The 16,488-nt window shown below is 54.2% G+C and carries 17 protein-coding genes; 9 read left to right on the plus strand and 8 right to left on the minus strand.

The window, feature by feature from the left end; genetic code table 11:
- Positions 1–35 precede the first annotated feature (35 nt).
- From SOM82_RS05860 to cspE, 7 genes are all read left to right on the plus strand, one after another.
- Positions 36–437 (plus strand): hypothetical protein, encoded by a 402-nt coding sequence (locus SOM82_RS05860; RefSeq protein ID WP_154126651.1) that lies wholly within the window; start codon positions 36–38, stop codon positions 435–437.
- A gap of 55 nt (positions 438–492) precedes the next feature.
- Entirely contained in the window at positions 493–804 is a 312-nt protein-coding gene (locus SOM82_RS05865) for a copper-binding protein (protein ID WP_320459889.1), read from the plus strand.
- 11 nt (positions 805–815) lie between these two features.
- Positions 816–2,072 carry a TolC family protein gene (locus SOM82_RS05870; RefSeq protein WP_320459890.1) on the plus strand — a complete coding sequence of 419 codons (1,257 nt, stop codon included), beginning with the start codon at positions 816–818 and terminating at the stop codon, positions 2,070–2,072.
- Positions 2,069–3,274, plus strand: a complete 1,206-nt coding sequence (locus SOM82_RS05875; protein WP_320459891.1) for an efflux RND transporter periplasmic adaptor subunit — start codon at positions 2,069–2,071, stop codon at positions 3,272–3,274. Before SOM82_RS05870 ends, SOM82_RS05875 begins: the two co-directional genes overlap by 4 nt.
- Entirely contained in the window at positions 3,271–6,387 is a 3,117-nt protein-coding gene (locus SOM82_RS05880; protein ID WP_320459892.1) for an efflux RND transporter permease subunit, read from the plus strand. Before SOM82_RS05875 ends, SOM82_RS05880 begins: the two co-directional genes overlap by 4 nt.
- A 189-nt stretch (positions 6,388–6,576) precedes the next feature.
- Positions 6,577–7,125 (plus strand): lipid IV(A) palmitoyltransferase PagP, encoded by a 549-nt coding sequence (gene pagP / locus SOM82_RS05885; protein WP_320459893.1) that lies wholly within the window; start codon positions 6,577–6,579, stop codon positions 7,123–7,125.
- Positions 7,126–7,315: 190 nt separating this feature from the next.
- Positions 7,316–7,525, plus strand: a complete 210-nt coding sequence (gene cspE, locus SOM82_RS05890) for a transcription antiterminator/RNA stability regulator CspE (protein ID WP_000034826.1) — start codon at positions 7,316–7,318, stop codon at positions 7,523–7,525.
- 220 nt (positions 7,526–7,745) lie between these two features.
- Here the strand turns inward: cspE and crcB are convergent, their stop codons facing one another.
- The gene (gene crcB / locus SOM82_RS05895; RefSeq protein WP_320459894.1) at positions 7,746–8,129 is read right to left on the minus strand and encodes a fluoride efflux transporter CrcB; all 384 of its coding nucleotides are present in this window, start codon (positions 8,127–8,129) and stop codon (positions 7,746–7,748) included.
- Positions 8,130–8,195: 66 nt separating this feature from the next.
- On the opposite strand from crcB, the gene SOM82_RS05900 reads away from it, so the two are divergent.
- Both SOM82_RS05900 and tatE read left to right on the plus strand, forming a co-directional pair.
- On the plus strand, positions 8,196–8,984 hold the full coding sequence (locus SOM82_RS05900) for a deaminated glutathione amidase (RefSeq protein WP_320459895.1): 789 nt from the start codon (positions 8,196–8,198) through the stop codon (positions 8,982–8,984).
- A 127-nt stretch (positions 8,985–9,111) separates the two neighbouring features.
- The gene (gene tatE, locus SOM82_RS05905; RefSeq protein WP_154126658.1) at positions 9,112–9,315 is read left to right on the plus strand and encodes a twin-arginine translocase subunit TatE; all 204 of its coding nucleotides are present in this window, start codon (positions 9,112–9,114) and stop codon (positions 9,313–9,315) included.
- Between the two features lie 79 nt (positions 9,316–9,394).
- Here tatE and lipA read toward each other — a convergent pair whose 3' ends face one another.
- The 7 genes from lipA to mrdB form a co-directional block, all read right to left on the minus strand.
- Entirely contained in the window at positions 9,395–10,360 is a 966-nt protein-coding gene (lipA, locus tag SOM82_RS05910) for a lipoyl synthase (RefSeq protein ID WP_154126659.1), read from the minus strand.
- Positions 10,361–10,566: 206 nt separating this feature from the next.
- The gene (locus SOM82_RS05915) at positions 10,567–11,520 is read right to left on the minus strand and encodes a YbeF family transcriptional regulator (protein WP_320459896.1); all 954 of its coding nucleotides are present in this window, start codon (positions 11,518–11,520) and stop codon (positions 10,567–10,569) included.
- A gap of 291 nt (positions 11,521–11,811) precedes the next feature.
- A complete protein-coding gene (lipB, locus tag SOM82_RS05920; RefSeq protein WP_320459897.1) occupies positions 11,812–12,453 on the minus strand; it encodes a lipoyl(octanoyl) transferase LipB in 642 nt (213 codons plus the stop codon).
- A gap of 95 nt (positions 12,454–12,548) precedes the next feature.
- Positions 12,549–12,812, minus strand: a complete 264-nt coding sequence (gene ybeD, locus SOM82_RS05925) for a DUF493 family protein YbeD (protein ID WP_095281214.1) — start codon at positions 12,810–12,812, stop codon at positions 12,549–12,551.
- Between the two features lie 106 nt (positions 12,813–12,918).
- A complete protein-coding gene (dacA, locus tag SOM82_RS05930) occupies positions 12,919–14,130 on the minus strand; it encodes a D-alanyl-D-alanine carboxypeptidase DacA (RefSeq protein ID WP_154126661.1) in 1,212 nt (403 codons plus the stop codon).
- 138 nt (positions 14,131–14,268) lie between these two features.
- Complete coding sequence (gene rlpA / locus SOM82_RS05935; protein WP_320459898.1) at positions 14,269–15,357, minus strand: endolytic peptidoglycan transglycosylase RlpA; 1,089 nt, start codon at positions 15,355–15,357, stop codon at positions 14,269–14,271.
- Positions 15,358–15,373: 16 nt separating this feature from the next.
- A complete protein-coding gene (gene mrdB, locus SOM82_RS05940; protein ID WP_154126663.1) occupies positions 15,374–16,486 on the minus strand; it encodes a peptidoglycan glycosyltransferase MrdB in 1,113 nt (370 codons plus the stop codon).
- Positions 16,487–16,488 lie beyond the last annotated feature (2 nt).

Here is a 16,488-nt window from a genome sequence, read left to right on the forward strand (position 1 = left end):
TACTCAACCTCCTTTTGATACCCGACGACGCGAATATGCACGCCAGCTGGACCTATCGCCTGCGCTTTCTCAAAAAACATCTGCTGATGTTTTTATTAGCTATGGGCTGGCTGCTGGTTCAAAGTCAGGTTGCGGTGGCGTCCCACGATTGTTCGCTCAATCTGCGCGGCGAAATGGCCATGATCCAGCACACGGATATGGTGGCCAAACCGCTTTCGCACGAGGTCAGCGTACTCTCGCCACTGTGTGAAAAACATTGTGTGCCGGACCAGGCGCAAAAAGATCCGGCTCAGCCCCAGCTCGTCGCGCTGCCTGCGGCGATGACTCTCACCCTCAACACGCCGCCATGCAGTGCAACACCGCATTCAGCGTGGTCGCTCACCCCTCCTGCTGCGGGGCCTCCGGCAACGATCCGTTTTTGCCGGTTCCGGGAATAACTCTCTGTTAATTCGTTGAATTTATTTTTCTTTTACGATTAACAGGAGTTTTATCATGCGTGCAATTTTTGTCTCTGCGCTTACGGGCGTGCTGTTTTCCCTTATCTCTCTTTCCGTTCAGGCCACCGATCCGTCTACTACTGCCCAACAATGGCAAGGCCAGGGCGTGGTTCAGGAGATCGCGCCACCCAAAATCATTCTCCAGCATCAGGCCATTCCTGAACTGCAATGGCCAGCCATGACCATGCCTTTTGCGCTTTCCTCCGCGGTGGACACCACGGCGATCAAGCCCGGCGACTCTGTCACCTTTACCCTGGAACGCGCGGGTGATGGTTTTCATATCGTCTCTCTGACGCCGCTGAACTAAGCGAGGACATCATGAAGCAACAGACACTGGGCGTGTGGCTCGGTGGGGTGATGCTCGTCCTTTTAAGCTCCGCCGCTCAGGCGGAGTCATGGACGCTCGCGCAAACCCTGACCGTGGCCCAACGCTATTCGGCGGAGCTTTCTGCCAGCCACAACGAAGCACAGGCGCTGGATGCGATGGCCGATTCCGCCACGCAGCTGCCGGATCCTAAGCTCAAATTCGGCATCGAAAACGTGCCCGTCCAGGGCAGTAATGACCAGCGTTTTACCCGCGAAGGGATGACCATGCAGCGTATCGGCATCATGCAGAGCTATGTGAGCGCCGAGAAGCGTGAGCGTAAATCGCAGACGTTGCAGGCTCAGGCACGCGGCGTGATCGCGAAATCTGACGCTATCCGCGCCGCGCTTCAGCGTGACACGGCGCAGGCGTGGCTCGATCTGGCCCTTTCGCAGCAGGCGCTCGCCACCGCCCAAAAACTGGTCAGTGAGACCGCGCGACAGCAGAGCGTGCAAAAAGCGAGCGTGGGCGCAGGCAGTGCAGCTCCTGACAGCGTGCTCGCTTTGCAGATGACGCTGAGCGCAATGCGCGACAAAGTGACGCTTGCCACGCGCGATGTGCAGCTTGCGCAGAGCCGTCTGTTCCAGTTGACCGGACAAGCCATCACCGATGTGCGCGGACCGTTGCCGCGCTATCAGCGCTTACCGGCAGATGAAAAGACGTTGCAGGAGGCGATAGTCCGCCACCCGGAAGTGGAGGCCGCGCAGCGGGAATCCGAAACGGCGAAAGCGCGATCGGCGCAGTCGGCGGTGGCGGCGATCCCGGATGTGGATGTGGAAGTGTTCTACTCCCATCGAGCCGAAGGGTATGACGATATGGCCGGGGTGATGTTTACCGTGGACCTGCCGCTTTTCCAGTCTCGCAGACAGGATAAAGATTATGCCGCCGAGGTTTCACGGACCCTGCAGGCGGTGGATCAACTCACGCTGATTCAGCGAGAACATGTGGCGCAGGTGCAGTCGCTGGTGGCGCAATATCAGGCCGCGCAGGTGATGTGGCAGCGTCAGCGCGACGATCTTCTGCCGCTCCAGCATCAGCGGCTCGCGCTGTTGGCCGCACAATATCGCTCCGGTCAGTCGGAGCTGTCGGCCCTGCTGGAGGCGCGTCGCAGCGTGCTGGATACCGAACTGGCCGCGAATCAGGCAGAGCGCGAGATGGCGCGGACCTGGGCCGCCATTCAATGGCTCATCCCTCAGGAGATCGCACAATGAAAACACTCACATTCACCACTGTTGCGCTGGCGGTTTTGCTGGCAGCGGGCGCAGGGTATTTCCTGGGACAGCGACACGCGCCATCCGCGCCTGAAACCGTCCAGCCCGCCGGGCGTAAAGTGCTCTACTGGTACGATCCCATGATGCCCGGACAGCGTTTTGATAAACCGGGCAAATCGCCGTTTATGGACATGGAGTTGGTGGCGCGTTACGCCGACGAAGAGAAGCCCGATGCCGGAGTGGGGATAAGCGCCCGGCAACAGCAAAATCTTGGGATGAAAACCGCGAAAGCGCAGAAACGCCAGCTGGCACAGCCCTTCACGGCCTATGCAACGGTATCAACCAATGAGCGCAATTTGATGACCGTTCCGGCACCCGGTGCGGGTGTTATTTCGAAACTGTACGTCCGGGCGCAGCAACAGCAGGTCAACGCCGGTGAGCCGCTGGCTGAGATATGGCTCCCGCAGTGGACCGCCGCGCAGCAGGAATATCTGGCGATGCGCCAGCTTGGTGACCCGGAGCTAACGCGCGCGGCGCGCGAGAGGCTGGCGTTACAGTTTATGCCGGAAGAGACGATCCGGGCGCTGGAGCGGAGCGGGAAGCCGCAAACCCGCTTAACGCTGCGGGCCGAAAAGGCGGGGTATATTGCAAAACTTGATGTGCAGCAAGGGGCTCAGGTGGCGGCCAATACACCGCTCTTTGACATCGCCACGCTGGAGAGCATCTGGCTGGTGGTTGATTATCCGCAAACTCAGGCGCAGTCGCTGGCCGTCGGTGACGAAATGGTTGCCACATCCGAAAGCTGGCCGGGCGTCACTTTCCACGGCACGGTCAGTGAACTTTTGCCGCAGATGGAGACCACGACGCGCACGTTTAAGGCACGCATCGTGCTGGATAATCCGCAGTTCAGGCTGAAACCGGGGATGTTCCTGACGGTCAACCGAGCCGGGCAAACGCGTGGAGCGTCGGTGCTGGCGGTACCGGAAGAGTCGGTGATAAACAGCGGCGACGCTCAGCGCCTGCTTCTGGCCAGCGGAGAGGGCTTTTTCCGGCCGGTGAAGGTGACGACGGGTGTCACTTCCGCAGGCTGGACAGAAATCACCTCCGGAATACAGGAGGGCGATACCGTGGTGACCTCCGGGCAATTCCTGATCGACTCCGAAGCCAGTCTGCGTAGCGCCCTGCCGGAGGTGACAAAATGATCGCCGCTGTGATTCGGGCTTCATTGCGTAACCGTCTGGTGGTGATCCTGGCGGCGCTGGTGATGGCGGGCTGGGGCTGGTGGGCGGTACAACGCGCGCCGCTGGATGCGCTGCCAGATTTGTCAGATGTGCAGGTCATCGTCAAAGCCAGTTACCCGGGCAAAGCGCCGCAGGTGATTGAAGATCAGGTGACCTGGCCACTCACTACCTCGATGCTGTCGGTGCCGGGGGCAAAAACGGTCCGCGGATTTTCCATGTTTGGTGATGCTTACGTTTACGTGCTGTTTGAAGACGGTACGGATTTGTACTGGGCGCGTTCCAGGGTGCTGGAGTATTTAAGCCAGGTGCAGTCGCAGTTACCGGGCGGCGTGAAAGTCTCTTTAGGTCCGGATGCCACCGGTGTGGGCTGGATTTATGAATATGCTCTCGTCGATCGCAGCGGTAAGCACAGTCTGGCGGATTTGCGAGCGCTGCAGGACTGGACGTTAAAATTCGAGCTGAAATCGGTACCGAATGTCTCAGAAGTGGCGACCATCGGTGGGATGGTTCGTCAGTATCAGATTGTGGCGATACCGGAGAAAATGCGCGCCCTGAACATCACCCATGCAGAGCTGGTGAGTGCAATTCAGACCGCGAACAAAGAGGGTGGCGGAGCGCTGCTGGAGATGGGCGAGGCGGAATTCATGGTGCGAACCACCGGATATCTGCGCACGCTTGAGGATTTCCGCAACGTGGTGATCGCGACTCGTGACGGGGTACCGGTGCTACTGAAGGATGTCGCCACGGCAGGGTTTGGGCCAGAAATTCGCCGTGGCGTGGCGGAGCTGAACGGCGAGGGTGAGGTTGCCGGTGGCGTGGTGGTGATGCGCTACGGGCAAAATGCGCTGGAAACTATTCGCGCGGTGAAAGATAAACTGCAGGTGTTGCAAAAGACGCTGCCGGAAGGCGTTGAAATTGTTCCGGTCTACGATCGCTCTACGCTGATTGAGGAGTCGGTGAAAACACTGACTCATAAGCTGCTGGAAGAGTTTGCCGTTGTGGTTCTGGTCTGTGCGCTATTTCTCTTTCATTTTCGTTCGGCGCTGGTGGCGATTGTTTCTCTTCCTCTGGGGATCCTGGGCGCGTTTGTGGTCATGCACTATCAGGGCATTAACGCCAATATCATGTCGCTGGGCGGGATTGCGATTGCGATTGGCGCGATGGTCGATGCCGCCATCGTGATGATAGAAAATATGCACAAAGTGCTGGAGCAGTGGCGACACGATCATCCGGATCAGGAGCCCACCTCCGGCGATTACTGGCATCTGGCCGAGCGTGCGGCGGTTGAGGTGGGGCCTGCGCTATTTTGCAGCCTGCTGATTATCACGCTCTCCTTTATTCCGGTATTTTCCCTCGAAGCGCAGGAAGGCCGTATGTTTTCGCCGCTGGCGTTCACCAAAACCTGGTCGATGGCCGTCGCTGCCGGTCTGGGGATTACGCTGGTTCCTGTGCTGATGGGCTATTTTATTCGCGGTAAGATCCCGGATGAAAAAGCCAACCCGATCAACCGCACGCTGATCCGTCTTTACGAACCCCTGCTGGATAAAGCACTGACTTTTCCGAAGACCACGCTGGCGCTGGCAGCGATGCTTTTGCTGGTGACAGTGTGGCCGCTGAGCCGGCTTGGAAGCGAATTTATGCCGCCCCTGAACGAAGGCGATTTGCTGTACATGCCATCGACGCTGCCGGGGATCTCGGCCCGCGAAGCAGGCCGTTTGTTGCAGCAAACGGATCGATTAATTAAAAGCGTGCCAGAGGTGGCAAGCGTATTTGGTAAAGCCGGGAGGGCAGAGACGGCGACCGATCCAGCACCGCTGACCATGCTTGAAACGACCATCCACTTTAAGCCGCGCGACCAGTGGCGGCCTGGCATGACGCCGGAAAAACTGGTCGAAGAGCTGGATAAAAAGGTATCCGTTCCTGGCATTGCTAACGTCTGGGTGCCGCCGGTTCGTAATCGTCTGGACATGCTCGCCACCGGGATTAAAAGCCCGGTCGGTATTAAGGTGAACGGCAACAATATTGCCGATATTGAACGTATTGCCGGGCAGATTGAACAGATCGTGAAGCAGGTTCCTGGGGTGACATCAGCGCTGGCGGAACGTCTGGCGGGGGGACGCTATGTGGATATTCGTATCGACAGGCTGAAAGCCGCGCGCTACGGGGTGTCGGTGGATGAATTGCAGAGCATGGTGTCGACGCTGATCGGTGGCGACAATATTGGCGAGGTGATTCAGGGGCGTGAACGTTACCCCATTAACGTGCGCTATCCCCGCGATATTCGGGATAATGTCGATAAACTGCGCGTCCTGCCGGTGGTCACCGCAAACGGCAGTCAGATTGCACTGGGCGAGCTGGCAGATATTCGCGTTACTGAAGGGCCGCCGATGCTGAAAAGTGAAAATGCGCGGCTTTCTAACTGGATTTATGTTGATTTGCGCGGCCGGGATTTGAAATCAGCGGTGGAGGAGATGCAGCAGCGTGTTGCACAGCAGGTGACGTTGCCGCAGGGGGTATCGATCTCATGGTCAGGACAGTTTGAATATCTTGAGCGGGCAACCGAAAAGCTCAAAATAATTCTGCCGGTAACACTCATGATTATCTTTGTTTTATTGTGGCTGACGTTTAAACGTATTTCTGATGTCTTATTAATTATGGGGACATTACCTTTTGCCCTTATTGGCGGGGTCTGGCTGTTGTGGCTGCTGGGGTATAATTTGTCAGTGGCCGGGGCAGTTGGATTTATAGCCCTTGCCGGTGTCGCGGCTGAGTTTGGCGTTATTATGGTGCTGTATCTCAACCAGGCGCTGGATAAATATCGCCAGCGTTATCCGCAGGGTGGAAACCGCATTCTGATGCAAGCGATTCATGAGGGAGCCGTCCTGCGCGTGCGCCCTAAAGTGATGACTGTCGCGACGATTATGGCGGGATTGCTGCCGGTGATGTGGGGCGGCGGCAGCGGTGCGGAGGTCATGCAGCGTATCGCCGCACCGATGATCGGCGGCATGGTGACTGCGCCGTTATTGTCGATGCTGGTTATTCCTGCAATGTATAAATTGTTACATAAACGTTAGATTTTATAAGCGCCTCAAATATTATGAGGCGCATCTTTACGTTTTCCAGGAATACTCCCATTTTTTAACTAAATAATTCGGACTACAGCCAATGTTGTTAAGGATTCATTCAAATAAAATTTGTTAAGCTCGGCTCCGAATACAAAAAATGGTAATTGCATTGTGACAGTAAAAAATAAATTTTTCGTAATGGTGTTGTTTATTTTCGGTCAGCTGACGTTATCTTCATTTGCTCTGGCGGATGAGCATGCGACGGACAAAGGCTGGTTCTCGACCTTTAGTGATAATGTCGCCCAAACGTGGAATGAACCGGAACATTACGATCTTTATGTCCCGGCAATCACCTGGCACGCGCGCTTTGCCTACGATAAAGAGAAGACGGACCGTTACAACGAGCGCCCCTGGGGGGCCGGTTTTGGTCAGTCGCGCTGGGATGAGAAGGGGAACTGGCACGGCCTGTATCTGATGGCCTTCAAAGATTCCTACAACAAATGGGAGCCTATTGGCGGTTACGGTTGGGAGAAAACCTGGCGTCCGCTGGCGGATGACAACTTCCGTCTCGGCCTCGGCTACACGGCGGGTTTTACTGCGCGTGATAACTGGAAATATATTCCCGTACCAGTACTGTTACCGCTTGCCTCGGTTGGCTATGGCCCGGTGACTTTCCAGATGACCTACATTCCCGGCACCTACAATAACGGAAACGTTTACTTTGCGTGGATGCGTTTTCAGTTTTAACTGTATTAACGCGACAATCTGGTTGAAAAACACGTTGGATTTGCGGCACCAGGAACAAATCGCCAGCCGAAAAAATTAACGCGACTTTTGTCACTTTTTAACAAAGAAGCACTGGACAAAACGCCCGACAATTGTTGTACTGATACCCGACACAGCATTTGTGTCCATTTTTCATGTAAAGGTAATTTTGATGTCTAAGATTAAAGGTAACGTTAAGTGGTTTAATGAGTCCAAAGGATTCGGTTTCATTACTCCGGAAGATGGCAGCAAAGACGTGTTCGTACACTTCTCTGCAATCCAGACTAATGGTTTCAAAACCCTGGCTGAAGGCCAGCGCGTTGAGTTCGAAATCACTAACGGTGCCAAAGGTCCTTCTGCTGCTAACGTAACTGCTCTGTAATTCGGGCGCGTCAGCTAGAACTCCAAAACCCGCTCATTGAGCGGGTTTTTTTTGGTTTTTATCTGCTAAAAAATATACATTTTTAGAAAACTGGCAATAATAAGAATGCTCAGCAAAACCATACCCGCGCTCATCAAATGTTCTTTCATCCGTTCACCCTCATTCAGCACTGCGACAAGAGTGACAGAGAAAAATTAAGCCAACATTAACGTATCGGTGATTAATGGGTGCTGGCAGCAGAAAATAACCAAAATGCGATCGCGGTCATCGCAAACGACCCCAGCATGTTAACGGCAATATTGGTCAACGCCCACCCCATACGCCCCTCCTGAATGAGGAACACCACTTCAGCCGAGAAGGTGGAAAAAGTGGTTAAACCGCCGCAAAATCCGGTGGTGATCAGCACTTTCCACATCGGATCGATGTGGGTCATCCGGTTGAACCACGCCAGCCCCAACCCAATGATAAAGGCCCCTATCAGGTTGGCACTAAGGGTACCGACGGGAATGGCCTGGTGCATGGGGTTCAAACGCATACTGAGAAACCAGCGCGCAACGCTTCCTGTGCCCCCACCAATAAAAACCGCTAAAAGTAGTTGTAACACTGTCAAATCCTGCTATTTGATGAGAACAGGGTTTGGAGTGTATCGCTTTTGATGGAGGGGGAAAATATGTATGTTGCAGTTGGCCAGTTCGCGGTAACGCCGGTCTGGCAAGAGAATGCGCGCACGTGTATTTCATTTATGGCACAAGCTGCACGTCAGGGGGCGGCACTGCTGGTGCTTCCTGAAGCGCTTCTGGCGCGCGACGATCACGATCCGGATCTCTCTGTGAAGTCAGCCCAGCCGCTGGATGGCGGTTTTTTACAGATATTGCTGGATGAGAGTGCGCGTAACCGGCTCACCACGGTGCTGACCGTCCATGTTCCTACCACGCCGGACAGGGCAGCGAATACGCTGGTCGTTCTGCGCGAAGGTCGAATAATCGGGCAATACGCCAAGCTCCACCTGTACGATGCCTTTACCGTTCAGGAGTCCAGACTGGTTGATCCGGGCAGACAGGTTCCGCCGCTCATTGAGGTTGAGGGCCTCAAGCTGGGATTAATGACATGCTACGATTTACGTTTCCCGGAGATGGCCCTGAATCTGGCGCTGACGGGAGCCGATGTACTCATCCTGCCTGCCGCGTGGGTTAAAGGCCCGTTAAAAGAGCATCACTGGGCAACCTTGTTGACTGCGCGGGCACTGGACACCACGTGCTACGTCGTTGCTGCGGGGGAGTGTGGTACCAAAAATATTGGCCAAAGCCGGGTGATTGATCCACTGGGAGTGACCATTGCCGCCGCCGCTGAAGCGCCGGTGCTGATTATGGCTGAGATTAACCCTGAGCGCCTCGCTCTTGCTCGCCGACAATTACCGGTTCTTCACAACCGACGGTTTGCGCCACCGCAATTATTATGACGTTTTTTTCGACAGTGCTTGATTCACCTTGTTACAGATTGCTATTGTGTGCGCGCGTCGAATATCCGTTAATAACATCAGGTTTTCTGGCGCTCTGTGCAGCCTGTTTTAAGTGAAGAAGGTATCTATGGGTGAGATTAGTATTACTAAACTGCTGGTTGTTGCGGCGCTGGTCGTCCTGCTGTTTGGTACCAAGAAGTTGCGTACGCTGGGCGGAGACCTGGGTACGGCCATTAAAGGCTTCAAAAAAGCGATGAATGATGACGATACTGCTGCGAAAAAAACCGCAGAGGGTGAAGTCCCGGCTGAAAAGCTGTCGCATAAAGAGTAATGACGAAGCTCTTCCAGCTATCTGGAAGAAAAAAACCGGCGGATAGCCGGTTTTTTTATGGGCGAAGTGTAATAAATTATTACTTCACTTCTTCGCCTTTCGCCTGCATATCGGCATGGTAGGAAGAGCGAACAAACGGACCGCAGGCTGCATGGGTAAAGCCCATCGCCATCGCTTCCGCCTTCATCTCATCGAACTCATCAGGGCTGACGTAGCGCTGCACAGGCAGGTGATGACGGCTAGGCTGCAGATACTGGCCAAGTGTCAGCATCGTCACACCGTGGCGGCGCAGGTCGCGCATCACTTCGATGATTTCAGCATTGGTTTCACCCAGTCCAACCATCAGACCTGATTTGGTTGGAATGTGAGGGTGCGCTTCTTTAAAACGCTCCAGAAGCTTCAGTGACCAGTTATAGTCTGCACCCGGGCGCACCTGACGGTAGACGCGTGGCACGTTTTCCAGGTTGTGGTTAAACACATCTGGCGGCGTGGCGGTGAGAATATCCAGCGCGCGATCCATACGACCACGGAAATCCGGAACCAGGGTTTCGATTTTAATCGCCGGGCTTTTCTCACGGATTGCAGTGATGCAATCGGCAAAGTGCTGTGCACCACCGTCTCGCAGGTCGTCACGGTCAACGGAGGTGATAACCACATAACGCAGCGCCATGTCAGCAATGGTCTGAGCCAGTTTTTGCGGCTCGTTGGCATCGGGAGCGACCGGGCGTCCATGTGCCACATCGCAGAACGGGCAGCGACGGGTACAAATTGCGCCCAGGATCATAAAGGTGGCGGTACCGTGGTTGAAACATTCCGCAAGGTTAGGGCAAGAGGCCTCTTCACAGACCGAGTGAAGACCGTTCTTACGCATCGCCGCTTTGATACCCTGAATGCGTGACGAGTCTGCCGGAAGTTTGATTTTCATCCATTCCGGTTTTCGTAACAGCGCTTCGCGCTCCGTAACCACGTTTTTAACCGGGATAAGGGCCATTTTATCGGCGTCGCGGTACTTAACACCGCGTTCCATCACAATGGGTTTACTCATAGCGTGCGTGTTCCAGTTGCGAAATTCGAAGGAAAGCGTTTGAGTTCAAGGGAATGTTGTATTTATCAACTATTTTTGAACGAACGACAGGCAGTATATCATTGATACGGCCGATAAAGCAGCCTGTCAGGTCGCCAAATTGTAAAATAGTTGTTGTTTTGTGCCCTTTGCCCCCTGCGGGACGGGGGCGTGTAGAGGCGGGATTATCAAAACGCTTTGAGAATAATGTTAATGACGTTTTCCAGAACCGGATCGCGCAGGCTCAGTTTGTTGTAATGCAGAGCGATCTCAACGGTTTCTGCATTCAATGGCGCAAACGGGATTTGTTCCAGCGGCCAACACTGACGCAGCAGGGTATAGAGACGAGTTGGCATAATGGAGATCAGATCGCTACTGCCAATCAGGGCCGCAATCGTAAACATATTGTAACTGCTGAAGCTGATTTGCCGCTCCGGGAAGAGCTCGCTGATGCGCTGGCGAAGAGGGTTCAGACTTTGCCCCTCGCTCATCAGCAGGGCGTATTCATACTCCCGAAGCGTTTCGGGGGTGGCAGGCTGGCTGAGCGCCGGATGATTTTTACGGCAGACCAGCAGCAATCCGTCGGCAAAGAGCACGCTGTGGGCCAGTGCGCGCGCACCAAAGGTGTTCGTATCGACGATCAGGTCCGTCTGGAATTGTGCCAGCTGGGTTTCCGTATCATTGACGGGAATATTGCGTAGCAGCAATTGTGGCGCTTCACGCTTTACCGCCTGATAAATCATCGGTAATACCATCGCGCCAACTGAAGGCGAAGTACCAATGGTAATAGTACGCTGTTTATCGTAACTCCCGGTGAGATCTAAAGCGCCGAGAATTGACTCAAGACCCTGGCTGATATACTCGTGCAGGTGGGTTGCATAGGCCGTTGGCGTCACTCCCTGACCTTTGCGAATAAAAAGGGGATCGGGAAATATAGCGCGCAATTTTTGAATTGACTGACTAATTGCTGAAGGTGTGAGATTAAGAATTTTCGCAGCATTAACGATACCCTTATGGACATATACAGCCTCAAAAATTGTCAATAAATTGAGGTCAATATTGCGCAACGTCCGGAAAACCTGCGGTTTATCTTGCCCGCCAGGTTCATTCAATCGTTTTACCGGTAAATTATTATAATCCACGCTGTCACTCCGTATTCATTCACAATATGAATGATAGTTGAATTTATATATTGTGCTTGCAGTGATCGGTAAAGTATTTTGTGGATGTCATTAGTTCAGGAAAAAGAGGATAATTTCCGAACAGATGAAGCCAATTCACCAGAATGTATTCACGGGTAGCAATTAAACCAGCTAAAAATAAGTGAGTTACTCAAGCGCTTCGAAAATATAGAAGATAAGGATTATTGTAAAGCGTAAATGTGGTCTACAGGGTATGGCTCATCAAATAAATGAGCCACAATGTATTATATATTAAGCGGCGATATATTCGTGCGGTGGATTGTTTAGCAGTGCTAAAAGGTTTTTGACCAGAGACGGGCAAATATTATCAGGCGTGGCATTCTCAACCCATTGACGCATCTGGGTCATTTCCATCCCGGCGTAACCACAGGGATTGATGCGCAAGAAGGGGGCGAGGTCCATATTGATATTGAGCGCCAGGCCGTGGAATGAGCATCCTTTGCGGATACGTAAACCCAGCGAGCAGATTTTCATCTCCCCAACATACACTCCTGGTGCATCGGCACGCGGGTGGGCATCAATTCCAAATTCAGCGAGCGTTGCCACCACGGTCTGTTCCAGTACGGTGACCAGCTCACGCACACCCAGTTTTCGGCGCTTGAGATTCAGCAGAACATACATCACCTGTTGGCCTGGGCCGTGGTAGGTCACCTGCCCACCCCGGTCGCTCTGGATCACGGGAATATCGCCGGGTACCAGCACATGCTCAGCCTTACCCGCTTGCCCTTGGGTGAAAACCGGCAGGTGTTCTACCAGCCAGATTTCATCTGGTGTGTTGTCATCGCGTGAGTCGGTAAAATCATGCATGGCCTGAGAGACAGGCTCATAGGGTTGCAGGCCGAGTTGGCGGACAAGAATTTTATCCTGATACAAAACAGCAGCTCCGGGACGTGGCAGCAAAAAGAGTATCGGGAGTATATCACAGAGGCGGGGCGGGTTACCCGGCAAAGCGGGTAACCTCAGGGGGACTACAGCACCATACGTACGATTTCGATATTGCCGAGTTCTTCGTACAGCGTCTCGACCTGCTCAATGTGCGTGGCAGTAATGGTGATAGAAACCGAGTGGTAGTTGCCCTTGCTGCTTGGTTTTACCGTCGGAGAGTAGTCACCCGGCGCATGGCGCTGTACCACTTCAACCACCTGGTCAACCAGCTCCGGCAACGCCTGACCCATTACTTTGTAAGTAAATGGAGTAGGGAATTCAAGCAGTTCGTTAAGTTTGGTTTTCATGTCAGCTCCGGCATTACATCAAAAAATAATAACTCCCACAGGGTGTGGGAGTTATCAGGATACCTAGTATATGGGGATCGAAATCACACTTTCAAGTGTTCAATTTTTAGCCAAACCAGTGATGGAACATCAATTTAATGTAATCAATGATTTTGCCGAAGAAATTACCTTCAGGAATCTCTTCCAGCACGACCAGCGGACGCTGATCGATGGTTTTACCATCCAGCTGGAAGTTAATGGTTCCCACAACCTGGTTTTTCTGCAGTGGCGCGTGCAGTTCAGTGGTGTTTAGCACGTAGCTGGCTTTCAGGTCTTTCATGCGGCCGCGCGGAATGGTCAGGTACAAGTCTTTGTCCACGCCAAGAGAGGCGCGATCGTTGTCGCCAAACCACACCGGCTCGGAAGCAAACTCTTTACCGGCTTTCAGCGGGTTCACGGTTTCGAAGAAACGGAAGCCCCAGGTCAGCAGTTTTTTGCTTTCGGTTTCACGTCCTTTAAAGGTGCGACCGCCCATCACGGCGGAGATCAGACGCATCTGGCCTTCAGTGGCGGAGGCCACCAGGTTATAACCTGCTTTATCCGTATGGCCGGTTTTGATGCCGTCAACGTTCAGGCTGTTGTCCCAGAGCAAACCATTACGGTTGGTCTGGCGAATGCCGTTAAAGGTGAACTCTTTTTCTTTATAGATGGTGTATTCGTTTGGTACGTCGCGGATCAGCGCCTGGCCAATCAGCGCCATATCGCGCGCCGAGCTGTACTGACCCTCGGCATCCAGGCCATGCACGGTCTGGAAGTGGCTGTTTTTCAGGCCCAGCGCAGAGACATAGCTATTCATCAGGCCAACGAAAGCATCCTGGCTACCCGCGGCGAAATCGGCCATCGCCACACAGGCGTCGTTACCGGATTGCAGGTTAATACCACGAATCAGCTGCGATACCGGCACTTGCATCCCCGGTTTTAGGAACATCAAAGAAGAGCCTTTGAACACCGGGTTACCGGTTGCCCAGGCATCGTTACCCACGGTAACCAGATCGGTTTCTTTGAATTTACCCGCTTTCATCGCCTGGCCGATGACGTAGCTGGTCATCATTTTGGTCAGGCTTGCTGGATCACGGCGCGCGTCAGCGTTCTGCTCTGCCAGAACTTTGCCGGAGTTGTAATCGATCAGGATGTACGATTCCGCGTCAATCTGCGGAACGCCAGGGATCATGGTCTTGATATTCAGGTCGTCGGCGTGAGCTGCTGAGAGAGCAGTTGCGCAAAGGGCCGTGGTCAGCGCCATGCGCTGCAAGAATCGAGCGGAGAAAGTGGTCTTCATGGTCAGAACTACGACATCCGTGATGGAAATGAAAAAAGTGCCTTACTATAGCAAATGCTATACAGGCAGGCATCCGACTTTCAGCACGAGTTTGTGAACGTTAGTTACACACGCTGACATTCGGATACCGCCGATGAATTACTTCGCGACAGCGATAAACGACTGTAATTGCGCTTCACTTTGCAGCCGTTGCTGCAGGGAAGCGGCCTGCGATTTGCTGGCAAACGGTCCCAACTGGATACGCCAGACGGCACCGTTTTGCTCAACGCGGCCTGGAGCGCCAAATTTTTGGCTCAACTGCTGCTGATACTGCTGCGCACGCGCTTGATCGCTCACGGCGCCTACCTGAACCACAAAATTACCGCTGGCAGAGGTCGCCGCGGGTGGCGTCACCGCAGCAGGTGCGGTCACAGGCGCAGGTGTGGCAGCAACGGGGGCTGGCGTTGGCTCACTGCCTTCCAGCACGCCGGAGGCCAGCGGTGTTGCTGCGCCCAGGAAACCGCTGCTGTTCACCGGTGCGCCGGTAGAATCCTCGCTTTTCAGCGTATCGTTGCTGATGGCGCGCACATTATCCTGTGGCGTGGTGTCTTGCGGCAGGGTAGAGGCGCTCCCCATTCCGCCGCTTAAATCCGGGCGTGAAGGCAGGGCATAGGTTTGTTTGGCAACCGTCGTACAGACCGTACCCGGGCCTGACAACGTGCCGTCCTGCGCCACGATAATTGGATCGATACGCACTTTGGTATTGTTGGAGGTATTCAGACGGTCGGCCGCCGCGCGCGAGAGTGAAATCACGCGATCGTTACCGTAAGGGCCACGATCGTTAATGCGCACCACAATCATGCGGCCATTCGCCAGGTTAGTGACGCGCACATAGCTTGGGATCGGCAGCGTCGGGTGCGCGGCGGTAATCTGCGCCGGGTCGAAAGCCTCTCCGGATGCGGTCTGGTTGCTGCCGGGCTCTGCGTCATAAATGGCGGCAAAACCGGCCTGACTGAAACGGGACGGATCCTGAACGATTTTATAGCTCTTGCCGTCGCGTTCGTAATCCTGATTGGCACCCGCGTTCAGCGGCTCATAAATCGGATCCGCGCCGCTGATTTCAACCACCGGACCGTTACAGACCGCAGGCTGCGGCGGCGCGATGGTCGCCTGTTGCTGACCATCATCACTTGAACAAGCTGCAAGTAAACTTGCTGCGATGCAGATACCCAGCCACTGCTTACGCATGGCGATCCCCTTATTTTTATACGCTTTTGGACAACATTTTTCTGTGGGTATGGATAGACATCACTATCCCAAACCCGGCCATCAACACGATCAGTGCCGAGCCTCCGTAGCTGACCAGCGGGAGCGGTACGCCAACCACCGGCAGAATCCCACTCACCATACCAATATTTACGAAGACGTAAACGAACAAAATCAGCATTAACCCGCCGGCCATCACTCGGCCAAAGGTGGTTTGCGCCCGAGCGGCAATCCAAAGTCCGCGCATAATCAGCAGCAGGTACAGCGCCAGCAGAATCAGAATGCCGACCAGGCCCAACTCTTCAGCCAGAACCGCAAAGATAAAGTCCGTGTGACGTTCAGGTAAAAATTCGAGCTGTGACTGAGTTCCGTGTAACCAGCCTTTGCCGCGTAATCCGCCTGAGCCAATCGCAATCTTTGACTGAATAATATGATAGCCTGCGCCCAGCGGATCGGTTTCCGGATCGAGCAACATCATCACGCGCTGACGCTGATAATCATGCATCAGGAAGAACCACAGTATCGGGATAAAGGCGGCCACCAGCACCACCGCAATGCCGATCAGTCGCCAGCTTAATCCTGACAGGAACAGAACGAACAGGCCGGACAAGGCGACCAGGATGGACGTTCCCAGGTCAGGCTGTGCCGCCACCAGCAGCGTGGGCAGGAAGATCAGCACCAGCGCAATGGCGGTATTTTTCAGAGAGGGCGGGCAAACGTCGCGGTTGATAAAGCGTGCAACCATCAGCGGCACCGCAATTTTTGCGATCTCAGAGGGCTGGAAACGCACTATCCCTAAATCGAGCCAGCGCTGCGCGCCTTTAGAGATGGCACCAAACGCATCCACCGCCACCAGTAAAATAATACAGACGAAGTATAAGTAGGGCGCCCAGCCTTCATAGACGCGTGGCGGGATTTGCGCCATCACCACCATGATCACCAGGCCCATCGCAATCTGGCCGATCTTGCGTTCCATCATGCCAATATCCTGACCGCTGGCGCTCCAGATAACCAGGGCGCTGTAGGTCAGCAATGCCAGCAGGATCAGCAGCATGGCCGGGTCGATGTGGATTTTATCCCACAGCGATTTCTTATTCGGATTATCCGTCATGT

Source organism: Lelliottia sp. CFBP8978, assembly GCF_034046055.2.
In the GTDB taxonomy this organism is placed as follows: domain Bacteria; phylum Pseudomonadota; class Gammaproteobacteria; order Enterobacterales; family Enterobacteriaceae; genus Enterobacter.

Bases quoted from the DNA above. Each gene is read 5' to 3' on its own strand.
- SOM82_RS05880 (WP_320459892.1), top strand. From the start codon at position 3,271: ATGATCGCCGCTGTGATTCGGGCTTCATTGCGTAACCGTCTGGTGGTG.
- SOM82_RS05865 (WP_320459889.1), top strand. From the start codon at position 493: ATGCGTGCAATTTTTGTCTCTGCGCTTACGGGCGTGCTGTTTTCCCTT.
- SOM82_RS05875 (WP_320459891.1), top strand. From the start codon at position 2,069: ATGAAAACACTCACATTCACCACTGTTGCGCTGGCGGTTTTGCTGGCA.
- SOM82_RS05900 (WP_320459895.1), top strand. From the start codon at position 8,196: ATGTATGTTGCAGTTGGCCAGTTCGCGGTAACGCCGGTCTGGCAAGAG.
- ybeD (WP_095281214.1), bottom strand. From the start codon at position 12,812: ATGAAAACCAAACTTAACGAACTGCTTGAATTCCCTACTCCATTTACT.
- pagP (WP_320459893.1), top strand. From the start codon at position 6,577: ATGGTGTTGTTTATTTTCGGTCAGCTGACGTTATCTTCATTTGCTCTG.
- tatE (WP_154126658.1), top strand. From the start codon at position 9,112: ATGGGTGAGATTAGTATTACTAAACTGCTGGTTGTTGCGGCGCTGGTC.
- mrdB (WP_154126663.1), bottom strand. From the start codon at position 16,486: ATGACGGATAATCCGAATAAGAAATCGCTGTGGGATAAAATCCACATC.
- cspE (WP_000034826.1), top strand. From the start codon at position 7,316: ATGTCTAAGATTAAAGGTAACGTTAAGTGGTTTAATGAGTCCAAAGGA.
- dacA (WP_154126661.1), bottom strand. From the start codon at position 14,130: ATGAAGACCACTTTCTCCGCTCGATTCTTGCAGCGCATGGCGCTGACC.
- SOM82_RS05860 (WP_154126651.1), top strand. From the start codon at position 36: ATGCACGCCAGCTGGACCTATCGCCTGCGCTTTCTCAAAAAACATCTG.
- SOM82_RS05870 (WP_320459890.1), top strand. From the start codon at position 816: ATGAAGCAACAGACACTGGGCGTGTGGCTCGGTGGGGTGATGCTCGTC.
- rlpA (WP_320459898.1), bottom strand. From the start codon at position 15,357: ATGCGTAAGCAGTGGCTGGGTATCTGCATCGCAGCAAGTTTACTTGCA.
- lipA (WP_154126659.1), bottom strand. From the start codon at position 10,360: ATGAGTAAACCCATTGTGATGGAACGCGGTGTTAAGTACCGCGACGCC.